Consider the following 17,563-nt stretch of genomic DNA (forward strand, 5'->3'; position numbering starts at 1 on the left):
CGGTCACCGGCCCGGTCGGCCCTCGATCACGAATGTACGGACGCGGCGGTTGCCATGTTCGATAAGGAGAACCGAGTGAAGAGCGACGGCTCGCTGGACACGGAGACGAGACCGGAGCCCGTCGAACAGCGCCCCCGGCTCGGCAGGCAGTTCGGGAAGCTGTGGACCGCCACGTCCGCCTCGGCCGTCGGCGAAGGGGTGTCGCTGGCCGCCGCGCCCCTCATGGCCAGCACCCTGACCGACGACCCGCGGCTGATCGCGGGCGTGAGCATGGCCCTGACGCTGCCGTACGCACTGTTCGGCATACCGGCGGGCGTCCTCGTCGACCGGGTCGACCGGCGCCGGGCCATGGCCCGCATCGACCTCTTCCGCGGCCTGCTGATCTCCGCCTTCGTCGCGTCGGTCGCGCTGGGCTTCGGCAGCCTCTGGGCGCTGTACGTGTGTTTCTTCCTGATCGGAACCTGCGAGACCTTCTTCCGTAACGCCGCCCAGATCCTCGTGCCGTCCGTCGTGTCCGAGGAGCACCTCGTCGCGGCGAACGGGCGGATCATGGGGTCGGAGACGGTCGGCAGCCAGTTCCTCGGGCCCCTCATCGGTTCGTCGCTCTTCGTACTCGCCCCCGCTGTCCCGTTCGGCGTGAACGCGGCCACGTTCTTCGCCTCCGCGATCCTGCTCACCCGCCTGCAGCTCCCGGCGGGCGACGCCCTGCCCCAGCCCACCGCGGAACGCCCCCGGCTGCTCGCCGACATGGCCACCGGCGTGCGCTGGCTGTTCAAGCACCGGCTGCTGCGCAACCTGTCGCTGACGGCCGGAGCGATCAACCTCGTCTACACCGGCGCGCTGGCCGTGCTCGTCATCTACGCACACCGCGAACTGGGGCTCTCCGACGTCGGTTACGGCGTGCTGGTCGCCTGCCAGGCCGTGGGCGCGATCAGCGCCGCGAAACTGTCGCCCCCACTGGTCCGGCGGATCGGCAACGGGTGGGCACTCGTGAGCGTGGTCGTGGCGATCGGGTGCAGCAATCTGATCATCTGGCTCGTCCCCAACGCCTGGGCCGTCGGCCTCGCCCTCGCTCTGGGCGCATGCGCCAGCGTGACCTGGAACATCGTCACCGTGGTGCTGCGGCAGACACTCGTCCCCAAGGACCTCCAGGGCCGGGTCAACAGCATCTACCGGCTCCTCGCCTGGGGTGCGCTGCCGATCGGCGCCGGTCTGGCCGGCGTGATCTCCAAGAGCCACGGCACCCCTGCCGTGTACGCGCTCGGTGTGGGCCTCATGGCCGTCGTCGCCGTCCGCCTCTCCTTCGGTGCCCGCAAGTGGTTCGCCCACGCCTGAGCCGTCGACCTACCGAAAGTGAACCTCCCCATGAAGCTCTCCGCCCCGTGCGCCCCCCGGTCGGGACTCGGCACCGAGTACCTCGACCTGCTGAAGCAGCGGCAAGCCGACCCCGCCGAGCTGACCCAGCACGTGATCGCCGACGAACTCGTCACGGTGGCGTACAAGGGCCGGTTCCTCGCCTCCCCCGTCTTCCTCTCCGCCGAGGAACGCCGTTCGGTCGCGGGCGACCTGTACCAGATCCACCGGCTGCTGACCGAGCTGCCCGAGCGGCTCTTCGGCGGTGACACCGCGGCTCTGGCCCGGGCGGTCGGGATGACCGAGATCCAGGCCGACGTCGTCAGGCGCGCGGCGGCCGCGGGCCAGCCGCTGCTGCCGCTCGCCCGCTCCGACCTCTACCGCGGCGCCGACGGCTTCAAGCTGCTGGAGCTCAACATCACCAGCGCCCTGGGCGGTTTCGAGAACGCCGGCATCAACCGGGCCATGCTCATGCACCCGGCCCTCGCCGACTTCGTCACGCAGCATGGGCTTGCCTACGCGGACACCTTCGGCGGCATCGTCGAGATGCTGTACGCGGAGTGCGCCGCGCACATGGACCGCGAGAGCCGCCCCGTCGTCGCCCTCGTCGACTGGCCCGAGAGCTTCAAGTCCTACGAGCCCCGCCTGAAGGTCATGGCGGCACTGTTCGACGAGGCCGGGATCGACGCCGTCCCCTGTCATGTCGGTCAGATCACCGACCGCGACGGCCGCCTCGAGGTGGCGGGCCGCACCATCGACGTGTTGTACCGCTTCTTCCTCGTCGAGGAGATCGAGACCGCCGCCGACGCAGAGTTCGTCGAGCCGCTGCTGCGCGCCTTCGAAGAGGGCAGGGTCGGCATGTTCAGCCGCTTCGACTCGGAGCTGTACGGAAACAAGGGTGCGCTCGCCATGCTGTCGGACGACCGCAACCGCTCCGCCTTCACCGCCGAGGAGCAGGCCTGCATCGACCGGTTCCTGCCGTGGACCCGGCACGTACGGGCCACGGCCACGGACGCCGCGGGCGAAGAGGTCGACCTCGTGAAGTACGCCGTGGCGCACCAGGAGGACCTGATCCTCAAGCCGACCCTGCTGCACGGCGGCAGCGGCATCGTGCCCGGCTGGACCGTCGGCGCCGAGGAGTGGCTGGCCGCGCTCACGGCGGCGATGGACGGGCCGTACGTGGTCCAGGAGCGGATCCGGCCCGTCCCGGAGATCTTCCCCGCGGACGACGGCGTGGGCACCCAGGAACTCTTCCTCAACTGGGGCGTGTTCCTCATCGACCCGCAGGTCACCGGAACAGACGGCTACAACGGCTGCCTGGTCCGGGGCAGTACCGACCCCGAAGTGGGTGTCGTGAGCATGACCGGTGGGGCCCGGGTCGCCTGCTCCTTCTACGAGACCGGCGAAGCCGTCACGTCGGCCTGACCCGCGAAAGACCGAGAAGGACGTACTGATGAAGATCGCAGTGGTCGACGGCCATTCGACGGGCCGTGCCCTCGTCTCCGCACTCCGTGCCCGGGGCAGCGTCTGCGTGCACGTGCAATCCTCCCCGCAGATGGCGGAGTTCTTCACCCGCGGCTTCCGCGCCGACGACTTCGAAGTCCTGCTGGACGGCAGCGGCGACCTCGTCCCGCTCGCCCGGCAGCTCGCCGGACTGGGCGTGGACCGGGTCGTGGCGGGCACCGAGTCGGGCGTGATGATCGCCGACACCCTCAGCCACCTCATGGAACTGCCGGGCAACCGATACGAGACGCTCGCGGCCCGGCGCGACAAGAAGCTGATGGCCGAAACGGCGGCCGCCGCGGGAGTGGCCGTGCCACGCGGAACGGAGGTGGCCGACGCGGACGAGGCCGCGGTGTGGTTCGCGGCGAGTGGCCTGACCGCGGCCGTGGTCAAGCCGCTGAACAGCGCCGGCACCGACAACGTGCGGTTCTGCGGGACCGAGGAGGAGGTGCGCGACGCGTGCAAGTCCGTCCTCGCCTCCGACAACCTCTTCGGACAGCCCAATGCCACGGTCCTGGTCCAAGAACGGGTGCACGGCGTCGAGTACTACGCCAACACCGTCTCGCACGACGGAGTCCACCGCTTCGCCGAACTGTGGCGTTACACCAAGCGGACCGGCAGCGGTGGCCGTCCCGTCTACGACTACGAGGAGCCGGTGCCGGTCGGCTCCGCCGAGGCGGCGGTCCTGCGCGGCTTCGTCACCGAAACCCTCGACGCCCTGGGCGTCGTGTCCGGGGCGGCCCACACCGAAGTGATGATGACCGAGCGAGGCCCGGTCCTCATAGAGTCCGGCGCCCGGCTCGGCGGCGGCACCGCGCCGGAGGTGGTGGAGCGCTACGCGGGCACGTCACAGACCGGCCTGCTGGCCGACACCCTGATGGACCCGGCACGGCTGGCCTCCTTCGACGAGGCGTCCGTCAAGGGGGCCGGGGCGCTGCGCAACGTCGCCCTCATCAACCCCACGGCGGGCATCGTCAAGTCGCTGGACTGGACCGAGCGTCTGCGGGCGCTGCCCACCCTGCTCCACCTCTCGCACGGGGCCGTCGTAGGCCAGTACCTCCCCGACACCACCGACCTGATCAATTCGCCCGGATACGTCTTCCTGGCCGCCGAGGACCCGCGGGACATCGAGCGCGACTACCGCGCCCTGCGCGCCATGGAGGAAGAAGGCCTCTACACCCGCTGACCGATGAATCGCCGACCCAACAGGTCGGGCAGAGAAAGGAACCAGTAGTGCCGCCCGTACCCGGCATAAGCCATGACCACCTCCTCGTGCTGCTCATGCAGATCGGTGCCCTGCTGATCCTCGCGACCGGCCTCGGAAGGCTGGCGCTGCGCCTCGGCCTGCCCGCAGTGGTCGGCGAGTTGCTCGCCGGCATCCTCGTAGGGCCCTCCCTGCTGGGGAACGCCGCCCCCGACCTGTCCAACTGGCTGCTGCCCAGGAACCCGGAGCAGATGCACCTCCTCGGCGCGATCTCGCAGCTGGGCGTGCTGCTCCTGGTCGGCCTGACCGGTGCTCACATCGACCTCGGCCTGCTGAGCCGCAAGCGCGTGGCTATCGGCTGGGTCAGCGCGGGCAGCGTGCTCCTTCCGTTGGCGCTCGGCATCGGGCTGGGCTTCCTGCTCCCGGCATCGGTGATGGGCGAGGACGGTGATCGGCCCACCTTCGCCCTCTTCATCGGCGTGGCCATCGCGGTCAGCGCGCTCCCGGTGATCGCGAAAACCCTGATGGACATGAAGCTCCTGCACCGTAACGTCGGCCAGGTCATCATCGGAGCGGCCGCGGTGAGCGACATCCTGGGCTGGCTGCTGCTGTCGATCGTCTCGGCCATGGCGACGGCGGGCTTCCGGCTCGGCGTGGTGGCCGAGTCCGTCGGCTACCTGCTGATCGTGCTGGCCGTGACGGTGTTCCTCGCCCGGCCGCTGATAGGCCGGCTGCTGCGCCCGATCGAGCGTTCCACGAACCCGGGAGAGCTGGGCATCGCGGCCGTCGTCGTGCTGATCGTGCTGTCCGCGGCCGGGACGCATGCCCTGAAGATGGAGCCCATCCTCGGAGCGTTCCTGTGCGGCATCATCATCGGCTCCCTGGGGCCGGGAAGCCGCCGCTTCCTGGAAGCCCTGCGGCCGTTCGTCATGGCGATCCTCGCGCCGCTGTTCCTCGCGACCGCGGGACTCCAGGTCGACCTGTCCGCGCTGAAGGACCCCTCGGTGCTCGGAGCCGGGCTGATCACCCTGGCGGTCGCCGTCGGAGCGAAGCTCGTGGGCGGCTACGCCGGAGCCCGGCTGGGCAAGCTGAACCACGACGAGTCCCTGGCCATCGGAGCGGGCCTGAACGCGCGGGGCGTCGTGGAGATCGTCCTGGCCTCGGTCGGCCTGAGCATCGGCGTGCTCAACACCGCTTCGTACACCATCGTCGTCCTCGTCGCGGTGGTCACGTCGGTCATGGCGCCGCCGCTCCTGCGCCGCACCACGAGCCGCATCGCCCAAACGACCACCGAGATCGAACGCGAACGCGACTACGCCGCCGCGCAGCCGGTCGCGAAGTGACCACGCGGACGCATCTAGCAGGCCCGGCAAGGAGTTTCACCCCATGACCGTGCGAGAGCTGTCGCATGTCGAGCTGTACACGAAGGACAAGATCCCTCCGGTCCACCACCTCGTCTCGGCCCTCGGCTACGAGCGGACGGCGGACTGCGTCGAAGTGGACCGGAGCTCCGTACTGCTGGAGCGCGGTGGCGTTCGCCTGGTGGTCACGTCGGGCTGTGCGACGCGCGGCTTCGTGTCGCGGTACGGGGAGGGCATAGCGGACATCGCCGTCCTGTGCGACGACGTGGCCACGATCCGGGACGCCGCGCTGGCTGCCGGTGCCACGGTCACGTACTCGGCCCAGGGCGACCCGGTCGTCGCCGGCATCGGCGAGGTCGTCCACACGCTGCTGCCCCTGGCCGGGCACGACCCCCGCGCCCTGCCGGCCGGGCGCGCATGGGTCCCGTTCCCCGGGCGGACCCAGCCTGCGGGACGCGGGGACGCGCTGGACTGCTTCGTCCTGCACCTGGATCCCGACGTGCTGGAACGCTACGCGCAATTCTGTACGGACGTCTTGGGCTTCGCCCGCCCGGCTCCCGCGGAGTTCACCGCCGGGGGCCGGACGGTCACCGGCCTCGCGGTGTACGGCACTTCGGGGCAGGTGGCGTTCGCCCTCGTCGCCAGGGCCGGCGCATTGCCGCAGTGGCCGGACGTCCTCGACGAAGGTCACGCCGTGCCCACGGGCCCGGACCGGGCCCTCCTCCGGACCGGCTCGTTGAATCGCCGCTGACGGGCAGCGGACTGACCGGTCGGCCGGTGGCGGTGCCGCCGACGGGCCGGGAATGCGTCGGCGGCACCGGCCCGTCACACCACCCAGTGCGGGCGGCGGTCGGCCGACGGGGTGCGCAGCCCACGCCCCATGGCTGCGGCCATGCGTTGTACGGCCTCGCGCAGGATGTCGGGCGGCATCGTGTACGGGATGCGCAGGCGGTTCTCGAAGACGCCTGGATCGGTGGTGAAGCAGGCCCCGCCCTCGATCCGCACGCCGTGCTCCAGGGTCCGCTCGGCGAGAGTGGTCGCGACGGGTTCGCCGAGGTCGACCCAGAGCGACAGCCCGCCCGGCGGCAACTGCCACCGCCACCGGGGGAAGTGCTCCGTCAACGCCCCGGCCAACGCTCCCCGTTGCTCGCGTACTCGCGCCAGATGGCTCGGCAGCAGGTCCTCCGCACCGCTGAGCAGCTCATGGGCCAGGAGCTGATCCAGCACGGAGCCGCCCAGGTCGGTGGCGATTCGCTGGGCCGCGAGCTCCGTAACGAGCCGCGCGGGCGCGCGCAGCCAGCCGATGCGCAGACCGCCCCAGTGGGTCTTGCTCATCGAGCCGATGGTGATGACCCGGCCGGGCCCGCCCGGCGCCGCGTGGGAGGCGAAGGGCCGCGGGGCGGGCAGGTCGAGGGCCAGATCGGCTGTGGTCTCGTCGATCACCAGCCAGCTGTCGGCGGGCCGGGCGGCGCACAGCACACGGACCCGATCCTCGTCGGGCATCAGCAGACCCGTCGGGTTGTGGAAGTCCGGCATGAGGAAGGCCAGTTGGGGCACCGTCTGACGCAGCGTGGCCTCGATGGCCTCGACGTCCCAGCCGTGGTCCGAGACGGGCACGGACACGGTGCGCAGGCGTGCGCGGCGCATGGCTTCCAGAGCGTTCGGATAGGACGGGTTCTCCACCATCACGCGGTCGCCCGGCGCGGCCAGGAGCCCGAGGACCAGAGTGAGCGCGTGCTGCGCCCCGGACGTGATGAGGATTTGCTCGGGGACCGTCGCGAGCCCGCGCCGGGTGAACCTGTCGGCGACCGCGGCCCGTAGCTCCGGCAACCCGTACGGGTGGTAGCCGGCGGCGCGGGTATGCACGGCCAGCTGCGGTGCGACCCTGCCGAGGGCGTCGGCCAGCACGTGCGAGGGCAGGCCGGGGGCCGCCCTGGCGAGGTCGATGGTGGTGTCGGAGGGCGGGAGCGCCCGGCTGACCTTGTGGGGCAGAACCTCTTTGGGCAGGGCGGTCCAGGTCCCGGAGCCCTGCCGACTGTGGGCGTACCCGCCGGCGCGGAGCAGGTCGTAGGACGCGGTGACGGTGGGCCTGCTGAGGTTGAGGGCCGTGGCCAGTGCCCGCTCGGCGGGCAGCCTGATGTGCAACGCGACCTGGCCGTCGAGGATCAGCGCACTGATCGCTTCGGACAGCTGGCGGTACGCAGGCCGTGCCCCTGTGAGGTCGGGCAGCAGGGCGGCCAGCTGGCGCCCGCTGAGGGCTCGTGCGGCGTGGTTCATCGGGCCACTTGGCACAGATTGGCCAATGTGTTCATACCAATCTCCCCGAATTGGCTATCCAATTGCCGCCGCCGACTCTACAGACTCGCCGTCAGGTGCAGGGAGCACTCCAGGACACCAGAGGAGCAACCATGGGAAACGCCACCGCGCGGCGGCCACAGCGGGACGCGCGCGCGGACGGTCGTCCGCTGCCTCCCCTCACCTACGTGCCCCTCGGCGAGCGTCCGCTCCGGCGCCTGGTTCAGCTGCTCGCCGGGCTGACCCTGTACGGCTTCAGCCTGTCGTTGCTGGTCCGGGGGGCGCTGGGCGTCAACCCATGGAGCGTGCTGTACGAGGGACTGCAGCGGCATTCGTCGTTGAGCTTCGGCACCATCAGCGCTGTCGTGGGGGTGGTGGTCCTGCTGGCGTGGCTACCGCTCCGGCAGCGGCCGACGCTCGGCACCTTCGCCAACGTCGCCGTGCTCGCTTGCTCGTCGGACCTGGGCCTCTCGCTCATACCCCAGGACCTGGGGCTGCCGGCCCGGATCGGCCTGCTGCTGACGGGCATCCTCCTCAACGGATTCTCCGTCGCCGTCTATGTCGGCGCGCGCTTCGGCCCGGGTCCCCGGGACGGGCTGATGACCGGGGCCGCGTCGGTGACGGGGCGCTCCATACGGCTCGTCCGCACGACGCTGGAGGTCGCCGTCCTCGCCGTGGGCTGGACCCTCGGCGGGACCGTGGGCATCGGCACCGTCCTCTACGCACTGCTGGTCGGGCCGGTCACGCAGTTCTTCCTGCCGCGCTTCACCTACCGCCGCGCGACCGAACCGGCCCACCGCCGGCAGGCCGCGGGCGGGGCCATGAAGTGACGGGCCGGCGTCCGCACGAGGCCGGGTCCTGAGTACAGGCACTCAGGACCCGGCCCTGTCTTCCAGGAATGCTGGCACCCATGTCGGACCCCGCCCCCTCCCCCGCACCGCCCACCGGCCTCCCGCAGTTCCGCGGTGAGAACGTGCCGCCCCCGCACACCGGCCGCCGGCGGCTGCCCGTCGCCGGGGACATCGCCCTGGCCGTCGGACTGCTCGTCCTCGATGCCATCGGGGCCCTCGCGGCCTTCCTGCTCGGCATCGACGTCAGCGGCGACTGGAAACCGTTCGATCCGGGCGCGGACAACTCCGACGTCACTCTCACGATCAACTGGCTCTACGTGGGCACCGCAGCCGGCGTCATACTGCTGACCGCCGCACTGCTGTGCCTGCTCCGCGCCGTCGTCAGCGCCTGCCTTCAGGTGCTCGCCGGCGTCGCCGTACTGTTCCTGGCCGTGAGCGGCACGCAGTACGACCAAGAGCGCGGCACCCGGGCCTACGACGGCGTGCGTGCCGCCGCTGCCAGCAGCCGGGTCACGTCGTCGCCGCAGATGGTGAGGGCGGCGCCGACCGTCGCGAGGACATCGCGCTCGGCGGGCGTGTAGGGACCGTCGGCCAGCGCGATACGCGCCCCCTGGAGCAGGATCGACTCCCGCCCGGCCGGTGCGAGGTGCGGGGCCAGCGGGTCCAGCGCCTCGTGCAGCTCTATGGCCAGCCCGGCACCGCAGGGCTCGGAGAAGACCCGCCCGGTGTCGGCCGCCAGCGCCTCGACCAGGGCGTCCAGCTGTTCCTCCGTGCAGTCGTCGAACCCGGCCGCGCGCACCGTGGCCGCCGCGGCCTCCAGGGACGGACGGGCGCAGGTGCCGCCCGCGGCCAGTACCGCGAGGGCGACGGTGTGTACGGCGTCGCGGAGCATCGCGGAGAAGCGGGTGGTGGTCGGGTGGTCCAGGACATCGGTGCCGAAGTGGCGACGGCAGGCCGCGCACTCCACGACGGGACCGGTCTCGCCACGCGGCAGGACGGGCACGCCGAGGAAGGTGAAGCGGCGATGCCCGCTCAGCCGCTGGTAGTTGCGGTCGCCCCCACACCCTGGGCAGAAGAACTCGCCGTCACCGACGGCCGACCACGCGGTGCGGGTGCCCAGGATGCGCGCAAGCCTGGCGGCACGGCCGTCTTGTCCCCGTCCTGGCAGCACGTCGCACCTCCGTAACGCCGCGGCAACATCGCCGCGCTTGCGTGATGTTAGCCACATCACGGACGCGGAGTCAGCACCCTGGACGAGACCTTCCCGTGACCTGCACAGCCCAATGGCCGAAAATGGACGGGCCCCGCCCACCGGAACATGGCAGGCGGGACCTTTGAGCGCCGGGGCACGCCACGCCCTAAAGGGGCGCGGGGAACTGCGCGACCAGCCACAACGGCGCCGCACTCACCCACTCTCCAGTGGACCTACGGCGAGAAGGAATGGCCCACCCCGCGGAGCGAACCGTCAGCGAGCAGCCCGGTTGACAGCGGACACGACCGCCTTCAGCGAGGCCCGCGTCGTGTTGGCGTCGATGCCGATCCCCCACAGCACCTTGCCGTCGATCGCACACTCGATGTACGACGCGGCCTGCGCGGACGCACCCTCACTCATCGTGTGCTCCTGGTAGTCCAGCAGCCGTACGTCGATGCCGATGGACTGCAGGGCGTCGAAGAAGGCCGAGATCGGACCGTTGCCGGAGCCGGTCAGGACCGTGTCCTGACCATCGACCGTGGCCTCCACCTTCAGCGTGTCCACGCCGTCGGTGTCGGTGGTCGACTGGTTGTTCTTGACCTGGATCCGACCCCAGGGGTTCTCCGGGTTCGGCAGGTACTCGTCCTGGAAGACCGCCCAGATGTCACCGCCGGTGACCTCGCCGCCCTCGGCGTCCGTCTTGGCCTGGATGAGCTTGGAGAACTCGATCTGCATCCGGCGCGGCAGGTCCAGCTTGTGGTCGTTCTTCAGGACGTACGCGATACCGCCCTTGCCGGACTGCGAGTTGACGCGAATGACCGCCTCGTACGACCGTCCGACGTCCTTGGGGTCGATCGGCAGGTACGGCACCGCCCACTCGATGTCGTCCACCGTCACACCCTTGGCGGCCGCCTCGGCCTCCATGGCGTCGAAGCCCTTCTTGATGGCGTCCTGGTGGGAGCCGGAGAAGGACGTGTAGACCAGGTCGCCCACGTACGGGTGGCGCGGGTGGACCTCCATCTGGTTGCAGTACTCCCACGTACGACGGATCTCGTCGATGTCGGAGAAGTCGATCTGCGGGTCGACGCCCTGCGAGAACAGGTTCATGCCCAGGGTGACCAGGTCGACGTTGCCGGTGCGCTCGCCCTGCCCGAACAGGCAGCCCTCGACGCGGTCGGCGCCGGCCATCAGCGCCAGCTCGGCGGCGGCGACGGCCGTACCGCGGTCGTTGTGCGGGTGGACGGAGACGCAGACGTACTCACGGCGCGACAGGTTGCGGCTCATCCACTCGAAGCGGTCCGCGTGCGTGGACGGCGTCGAACGCTCCACCGTGGCGGGCAGGTTGAGGATGATCTCGCGGCCCGGACCCGGCTGGTAGACGTCCATCACCGCCTCGCAGACCTCCAGCGCGAAGTCCAGCTCGGTGTCGGTGAAGATCTCGGGGCTGTACTGGTAGCCGAACTCCGTCTCCGGGCCCAGCAGCTTCTCGGCGTACTCCATCACCAGGCGGGTGCCGTCGACGGCGATCTGCTTGATGTCGTCCTTGGAGCCGCGGAAGACCACCCGGCGGAAGACGGGGGCCGTGGCGTTGTACAGATGGACGGTGGCCCGCTTGGCGCCCTTCAGGGACTCCACCGTGCGCTCGATCAGGTCCTCGCGGGCCTGGGTCAGTACGGAGATCGTCACATCGTCCGGGATCGCGCCCGGCTCCTCGATGATCGAGCGTACGAAGTCGAAGTCGGTCTGCCCCGAGGCCGGGAAGCCGACCTCGATCTCCTTGTAGCCCATCTTGACCAGCTGGTCGAACATCCGGCGCTTGCGCTCGGGCGACATCGGGTCGATCAGGGCCTGGTTGCCGTCGCGCAGGTCGGTGGAGAGCCAGCGGGGGGCGACGGTGATCCGGTTGTTCGGCCAGGTGCGGTCGGCGATGTCGACCTGCTCGTACTGGCCGTACTTGTGGATCGGCATGCGGCTGGGCTGCTGGCGGTTCGCCATGATGCGGGGGCTCCTCAGGATGTCCGGAAGGACGGCCGACGACGCAACGCCAAGCTCCGCGGGGAGGGAGTCGACCTGGACTACAGGCCCTCGCCGCGGCAGCTAAGAAGAAGCAGCCCGAAACGCATGATGCTCCGCATGCTAGCCGAGCCACTCCCCGTGCGGGGCGTCGTATCAGTATGCGGGACCCGGAGGGCGAATAGGACAAAAAGTGCGCCATACCACTTCGTCACGGAGCGTGCAGCTCCCTGTCCGCATATTTCACCAATCATGGTTGCGGGTAGTGACAGCCGCATAACCCAGTGCAAGGGTGCCGGGCATGACGACGAACGGGGGCTTCGAGCCCGTCTTCTGCACCGTCGTACCGCCACATGTCCTCGACAAGCTGGCACGGAACGACGACCCCGCACTCTCCGGTCCCGCCCAGCGGACCCTGATGCGCGACAGCGAGCTGCGCGGCAGGCGCCGCGTCACGACCGAGTTCGCCCTCGCGGCCGCCCCGACGGCGAAGGCACCGTCGGACCAGCCGCTGCGCACCATCTACGACGCCGAGCACAAGACCGCCCTGCCCGGCACCAAGGTCCGCGGCGAGGGCCAGGACCCCGGCCAGGACGCCACGGTCAACCGCGCCTTCTCCGGCCTCGGCGCGACCTTCGAGCTCTTCCTCAAGGCCTACCAGCGCCACTCCATCGACGGCGACGGCCTGCCCCTGGACGCCACCGTCCACTACGACGAGAACTACAACAACGCCTTCTGGAACGGCGAGCAGATGGTGTTCGGCGACGGTGACGGCGAGATCTTCCTCGACTTCACCATCCCCATCGACGTCATCGGCCACGAGCTCACCCACGGCGTCACCCAGTACACGGCCAACCTCACCTACTACGGCCAGCCCGGCGCGCTGAACGAGTCGATGTCGGACGTCTTCGGCGCCCTCATCAAGCAGTACACGCTCGGCCAGACCGCCGCCGAGGCCGACTGGCTGATCGGCGCGGGCCTGCTCGCGCCCAGCGTCACCGGCAAGGCCCTGCGCTCCATGAAGGAGCCGGGCAGCGCGTACGACGACGACGTCCTCGGCAAGGACCCGCAGCCCGCGACCATGGACGACTACGTCCGCACCGGCCGCGACAACGGCGGCGTCCACATCAACTCCGGCATCCCCAACCACGCCTTCTACCTGGCCGCCACCGCGCTCGGCGGCCACGCCTGGGAGAAGGCGGGCCAGATCTGGTACGACGTCCTGACCGGCGGCGAGCTCTCGGACCGGGCCCTGTTCGCCGACTTCGCGGCGCTGACCGTCAAGGCCGCGCGCGAGCGCTTCGGCGACGGCGGCGAGGAGCTCCAGGCCGTGTCGAAGGCGTGGGAGCAGGTCGGGGTGCGGATCCTCTGAGTCCGTACTAGACAGGAACCCATGCGTATTCAGGTACGGCGCACGGGCGGATTCGCGGGCATCGAGCGGCTTGCCGAGGTGGACACCTCGGGGCGGCCCGACGCCCAGGAGTGGCAGGCCCTGGCCGAGCGCGCGGTCGCGTCCGGCCGGGGCACGCCCCCCATCGGAGTTCCGGACGGCTTCAGCTACCAGATCACCGTGGACGGCAACACGGTGTACTGCTCGGACCCCCGGCTCACGGACGAGCAGCGCAAGCTGATCAGCCGGGTGCTGAAGGAAGGGGCGTAACTGGTTGTTCCCGCCAGCCCGTTGACTTCCGTTACCGCCGGTACGGATGATCCGGCGCATGGCGACTGATGCGCGCGGCGCGACGAACCCGATACCCCAGTTCCCGGCCGGCTTCCTGTGGGGCGTCTCGACCTCCGCCCACCAGATCGAGGGGGCGGTCGACGAGCGCGAGGCATCCGTGTGGGACACCTTCACGGCCGAGCCGGGACGGGTGAAGGACGGCTCCACGGCCGCGGTGGCCTGCGACCACTACCACCGCCACGGCGAGGACGTGGCCCTGCTGGCCGACCTGGGCGTGGACGCGTACCGCTTCTCGATCTCCTGGCCGCGGGTGCGCCGGGAGGGCGGCCTGGACTTCTACGACCGCCTGGTGGACGAGCTGTGCGAGGCGGGCGTGCGCCCGGTCCCGACCCTCTTCCACTGGGACCTCCCGGTGGCCCTTCAGGAGAAGGGCGGCTGGCTGGAGCGGGACACGGCGTCGCGTTTCGCCGAGTACGTGTCCGTCGTCGCCGACCGCCTCGGCGACCGCGTGCACAAGTGGATCACCCTCAACGAGCCCGCCGAACACACCCTGTTCGGGCACGCCCTGGGCGCCCACGCCCCCGGCAAGCAGCTCATGTTCGACGCCCTCCCGGTCGCCCATCACCAGCTGCTCGCCCACGGCCTGGCGGTACGGGCCCTGCGCGCGGCCGGCGCCACGGACATCGGAATCGCCAACTCGCACGGGCCGACGTGGCCGGCGTCGCGGGAGGCGGCGGACGTGGAGGCCGCGGACTTCTACGACGTCCTGCTCAACCGGCTGTTCGCCGAACCGCTGCTGCTGGGCGAATACCCGGCGGGGCTGGGCGAGTTGATGCCGGGCGACGTCTCGGCCGACCTCAAGGTGATCGCCGAACCGATCGACTGGTACGGCATCAACTACTACGCGCCGACGCGGGTGGGCGCACCGCAGGGCACGGACATCGAGTTCGGCGGCCTGACGATCCCTGCTGAACTCCCCTTCTCCGTAAGACAGATCGAGGATGTCCCGGTCACGGACTTCGGCTGGCCGGTGGTGCCGGAGGGCCTGACGGAGCTGCTCACCGGTTTCCGTGAGCGCTACGGCGACCGGCTCCCCCCTGTCGTCATCACGGAGAACGGCTGCTCGTACGAGGGGACCGACGACCAGGACCGGATCACCTACCTGGACGGTCATGTGCGGGCCCTGCACAAGGCGATCGAGGCGGGCGTCGACGTACGCGGCTATTTCGTCTGGTCGCTGCTGGACAACTTCGAGTGGGCGGAGGGATACGCCCGCCGGTTCGGGCTGGTGCACGTGGACTTCGAGGATTCCGCAGCCCTCACCAGGACCCCCAAGGCGTCGTACGCCTGGTACCGGGAACTGCTCCGGGCCCAGAGGTGACCACGGCCCTCGCGGAGCCGGTCGACCGGGTCGGCAAGGGCTGGACGGCGGCGCTGTCGCTGGCCAACGTGGCGATCTGGGTGGGCTGGTACGGCCCCCTGCAGATCCTCCTCGCCCAGCAGGCGGAGGACTTCGCGCCCGGCACGGGGATGTCGAAGGAGATGCTGCTGGCCTGGGTGACGGGCGTGGGCGCGGCCGTGTCCTTGCTGGCCAACCCGTTCTTCGGCGCCCTGTCGGACCGCACCACGGCCCGCTGGGGCCGCCGTACCCCGTGGATCGTCGCCGGCGCGGCGGGCGGCGCGCTGTCGCTGCTACTGCTCGCCGAGGCGGACGGGCTGTGGACCATGGCGGTCGGCTGGTGCCTGGTCCAGCTGACCCTGAACGCGGCCTTCGCGGCGGTGACGGCGGCCGTGCCGGACCGGGTGCCGCGGCTCCAACGGGGCGTGGTGGGCGGCTGGTTGGGCGCGGCGCAGATCCTCGGGGCGGTCGTCGGCACGGGGCTGGCGACGGCGGTCGGCGGGATCGCGGCGGGGTACGTGGCGTGCGCGGTGTTCACGGCGGCGGGGGTGCTGCCGTACGTGCTGCGGTACCGCGACCTGCGGCTCGGGGCCGCGGACCGTCCGGCGTGGTCCTGGGGTGCCTTCGCGCGCGGCTTCTGGCTGAGCCCGCGCCGCTACCCGGACTTCGGCTGGGCCTGGCTGACCCGCTTCCTGATCAACCTCAGCAACGCGCTGGTGCTTCTCTATCTGCTGTATTACCTGCGGGACCGCCTCCACCACGAGGACCCCGAGCAGGGCGTTCTGATCCTGACCGCCGTGGACAGCGTGGCGCTGCTGGCCACGGTCGTGGTGGGCGGGGTCTGGTCGGACCGCGTGGGCCGCCGCAAGCCCTTCGTGAGGTGGTCCGGGGTGATGATGGCCGCGGCCACGGCCCTGCTGGCCATCTGGCAGACCTGGGCGGGCGCGATCGTCGTGGCGGCCTTGCTGGGCGTGGCCCTGGGGGTGTTCATGTCGGTCGACTTCGCACTGATGACGGACGTCCTGCCCACGGCCCGGGACCGGGGCAAGGACCTGGGCGTCATCAACGTGGCCAACGCCCTGCCCCAGGTCGCGGCGCCCGCCCTCGCCGCGCCGATCGTCACCCACCTGGGCGGCTACCGGATGCTGTACCTGGTGGCGGCGGTGGTGGGGCTGGCCGGGGCGGTCCTGGTGGGGCGGATCAGGGGTGTGGACTAGGGGCGGGGCGGGCGGCGATCAGCTCAGCATTCGCGGCCCCACCGTGCGCTGTGCAGGGTGACGGGGCCCTCGAAGGTCACCATGTTGGTGTCGTTCGGGTAGTGCAGGCAGCCCTTGAAGTTGCCGCCGTTCTCCGGCGTGGTGGTGAGGTTGTACCAGATGTGGTCGGCACCCGGCTGGCGCACACCGTTGTTGACGATGGTCACCCCCTTTTCCGAGCGCAGGTCGTACAGATTCCCCTTCGACTTCCACGTCGGCTTGCCCGACGCCGTGTCGTTGTTCCACACGCAGACGTATTCCCTCGGGCAGTCCGCCGGGGCGGCCGCCGCCGGCGGCGCCGCAGCCACACCCATGGCGCCCATCATCAGCACTGCCGCCACACCCATGCCGGCCTTCGCGCGCAACCGTGTCTTCATCATGTCGCCCCTCCGTTTTCGGTCACTCGGGGCAGCCGTGGTCAATTCGGCCGCCCCCGAGTGACCCAGCATCGCGCGTGGTTCGGGGCGCCGGTCCCTGACATCTGTCAGGCAACCGGAGGCCGGTCACAGCGCTCCGGCCTCCCGGGCCGCGTAGACCGACGGGTACAGCGGGCGGTAGCCCAGTTCCCGGCGGATTCGGACCGTGGAGGTGATCACGTGCCACGGGTCGGGGTCCGTGCGGTCGTACAGTTCGGCCGGGACGTCGACGCCGCCCAGCTGGTGCAACTCGACCGCCGTGACGGGGGCGTCGTCGGCGATGTTGTAGACGCGGCCCGCGATGCCCGGCGCGTGCAGGATGCGCAGCAGCGCCTGGGCGACGTCCGCGTGATGGCCCATCTGGAGCCGTTGGGTGGCCGCCCAGTTCCGGGCCCACATCAGGGACTGGGAGAGGTGCGGATCGCCCTCGCCGTAGACGAAGGGGAGCCGGCCCACGCGCACGTCCAGGCCCTCCAGCGCGAGCAGCTCCCGCTCGGCCCGCGCCTTCGACTCGGGGTAGGCGCCCCACATCGACCCGCCGGGCCGGATCTCGTCGTCCTCGGTCAGCGGGCGGCCCCGTCCGGTGCCGTACACCAGTCCCGTGCTGACCTGCACGAACCTCCTCACACCGGCCGACCGCGCGGCGCGGCCCAGCTCGACGGCCGCGTCCCGGTTGACCGCCCACGCCTCCTCGTCCGGCACCCCGCGGAAGGCCGCCGCGACGTTCACGACCGCGTCGGCCCCGGCGACCGCCTTGCCGAGCGCCTCCGCGTCCCGCAGGTCGCCGACTACGACCTCGGCGCCCCGTTCGGCGTACGGCTCGCCCCGCGCCGCGTCCCGGACCAGCACCCTGACCTTCTCCCCCGCCCTGGCCTGCGCCAGCAGCCTTGGCACGAAGCGCCGCCCGACCTGTCCTGTCGTACCCGTCACCAACGTCAGCATGTCCTGCTCCTCTCGTCACCGACCACCCTCGGACGGGGCCGGGGAGAGCGGGAGAGACCCGTTGATCAGGGGATCGGCAGTCCCTGGATAAGGGGGG

16 protein-coding genes are annotated in these 17,563 nt (G+C 70.7%); 11 read left to right on the forward strand and 5 right to left on the reverse strand.

The features are described from left to right. Nucleotides 1-75: 75 nt before the first annotated feature. Genes EHO50_RS04000 through EHO50_RS04020 form a run of 5 tightly spaced genes read left to right on the forward strand, consistent with a single transcriptional unit; the run spans nucleotide 76 to nucleotide 6,172 of the window. Nucleotides 76-1,335: an MFS transporter gene (locus tag EHO50_RS04000; RefSeq protein ID WP_246101009.1), complete on the forward strand. Its 1,260-nt coding sequence runs from the start codon at nucleotides 76-78 to the stop codon at nucleotides 1,333-1,335. A gap of 30 nt (nucleotides 1,336-1,365) precedes the next feature. Continuing rightward, on the forward strand, nucleotides 1,366-2,778 hold the full coding sequence (locus EHO50_RS04005) for a hypothetical protein (RefSeq protein WP_128428388.1): 1,413 nt from the start codon (nucleotides 1,366-1,368) through the stop codon (nucleotides 2,776-2,778). Nucleotides 2,779-2,806: 28 nt separating this feature from the next. After that, nucleotides 2,807-4,042 (forward strand): hypothetical protein, encoded by a 1,236-nt coding sequence (locus tag EHO50_RS04010; protein WP_128428389.1) that lies wholly within the window; start codon nucleotides 2,807-2,809, stop codon nucleotides 4,040-4,042. A gap of 47 nt (nucleotides 4,043-4,089) precedes the next feature. Next, complete coding sequence (locus tag EHO50_RS04015; RefSeq protein ID WP_220096414.1) at nucleotides 4,090-5,403, forward strand: cation:proton antiporter; 1,314 nt, start codon at nucleotides 4,090-4,092, stop codon at nucleotides 5,401-5,403. Between the two features lie 43 nt (nucleotides 5,404-5,446). Continuing rightward, nucleotides 5,447-6,172 (forward strand): VOC family protein, encoded by a 726-nt coding sequence (locus EHO50_RS04020; RefSeq protein ID WP_128428390.1) that lies wholly within the window; start codon nucleotides 5,447-5,449, stop codon nucleotides 6,170-6,172. Between the two features lie 74 nt (nucleotides 6,173-6,246). Here EHO50_RS04020 and yczR read toward each other — a convergent pair whose 3' ends face one another. After that, a complete protein-coding gene (gene yczR / locus EHO50_RS04025; RefSeq protein ID WP_128428391.1) occupies nucleotides 6,247-7,698 on the reverse strand; it encodes a MocR-like transcription factor YczR in 1,452 nt (483 codons plus the stop codon). A gap of 131 nt (nucleotides 7,699-7,829) precedes the next feature. Between yczR and yczE the strand changes: the two genes are divergently transcribed. Together yczE and EHO50_RS04035 are read left to right on the forward strand one after the other, a co-directional pair. After that, on the forward strand, nucleotides 7,830-8,546 hold the full coding sequence (gene yczE, locus EHO50_RS04030) for a membrane protein YczE (RefSeq protein ID WP_128428392.1): 717 nt from the start codon (nucleotides 7,830-7,832) through the stop codon (nucleotides 8,544-8,546). Between the two features lie 80 nt (nucleotides 8,547-8,626). After that, complete coding sequence (locus EHO50_RS04035; RefSeq protein ID WP_128428393.1) at nucleotides 8,627-9,148, forward strand: DUF6234 family protein; 522 nt, start codon at nucleotides 8,627-8,629, stop codon at nucleotides 9,146-9,148. Here the strand turns inward: EHO50_RS04035 and EHO50_RS04040 are convergent. Further along, a complete protein-coding gene (locus tag EHO50_RS04040) occupies nucleotides 9,040-9,738 on the reverse strand; it encodes a TerB family tellurite resistance protein (protein WP_128428394.1) in 699 nt (232 codons plus the stop codon). The two genes, EHO50_RS04035 and EHO50_RS04040, sit on opposite strands and share 109 nt — an antisense overlap. A gap of 294 nt (nucleotides 9,739-10,032) precedes the next feature. Then, nucleotides 10,033-11,754 carry a 2-isopropylmalate synthase gene (gene leuA, locus EHO50_RS04045; RefSeq protein ID WP_128428395.1) on the reverse strand — a complete coding sequence of 574 codons (1,722 nt, stop codon included), beginning with the start codon at nucleotides 11,752-11,754 and terminating at the stop codon, nucleotides 10,033-10,035. Nucleotides 11,755-12,073: 319 nt separating this feature from the next. Between leuA and EHO50_RS04055 the strand changes: the two genes are divergently transcribed. The 4 genes from EHO50_RS04055 to EHO50_RS04070 are packed head-to-tail and all read left to right on the forward strand — an operon-like array spanning nucleotide 12,074 to nucleotide 16,069. After that, nucleotides 12,074-13,144: a M4 family metallopeptidase gene (locus tag EHO50_RS04055; protein ID WP_128428396.1), complete on the forward strand. Its 1,071-nt coding sequence runs from the start codon at nucleotides 12,074-12,076 to the stop codon at nucleotides 13,142-13,144. A 21-nt stretch (nucleotides 13,145-13,165) separates the two neighbouring features. After that, entirely contained in the window at nucleotides 13,166-13,432 is a 267-nt protein-coding gene (locus EHO50_RS04060; RefSeq protein WP_128428397.1) for a protealysin inhibitor emfourin, read from the forward strand. 58 nt (nucleotides 13,433-13,490) lie between these two features. Further along, nucleotides 13,491-14,834 (forward strand): GH1 family beta-glucosidase, encoded by a 1,344-nt coding sequence (locus EHO50_RS04065; protein WP_128428398.1) that lies wholly within the window; start codon nucleotides 13,491-13,493, stop codon nucleotides 14,832-14,834. Beyond that, on the forward strand, nucleotides 14,831-16,069 hold the full coding sequence (locus EHO50_RS04070) for an MFS transporter (RefSeq protein WP_128428399.1): 1,239 nt from the start codon (nucleotides 14,831-14,833) through the stop codon (nucleotides 16,067-16,069). Before EHO50_RS04065 ends, EHO50_RS04070 begins: the two co-directional genes overlap by 4 nt. Nucleotides 16,070-16,092: 23 nt before the next feature. On the opposite strand, the gene EHO50_RS04075 is transcribed toward EHO50_RS04070, so the two are convergent. Beyond that, nucleotides 16,093-16,488, reverse strand: a complete 396-nt coding sequence (locus EHO50_RS04075) for a peptidase inhibitor family I36 protein (RefSeq protein ID WP_164904744.1) — start codon at nucleotides 16,486-16,488, stop codon at nucleotides 16,093-16,095. Between the two features lie 123 nt (nucleotides 16,489-16,611). Next, complete coding sequence (locus tag EHO50_RS04080) at nucleotides 16,612-17,466, reverse strand: NAD-dependent epimerase/dehydratase family protein (protein ID WP_128428401.1); 855 nt, start codon at nucleotides 17,464-17,466, stop codon at nucleotides 16,612-16,614. Nucleotides 17,467-17,563 lie beyond the last annotated feature (97 nt).

Origin of the sequence: Streptomyces cyaneus, assembly GCF_004028635.1 — a bacterium.
In the GTDB taxonomy this organism is placed as follows: domain Bacteria; phylum Actinomycetota; class Actinomycetes; order Streptomycetales; family Streptomycetaceae; genus Streptomyces; species Streptomyces cyaneus.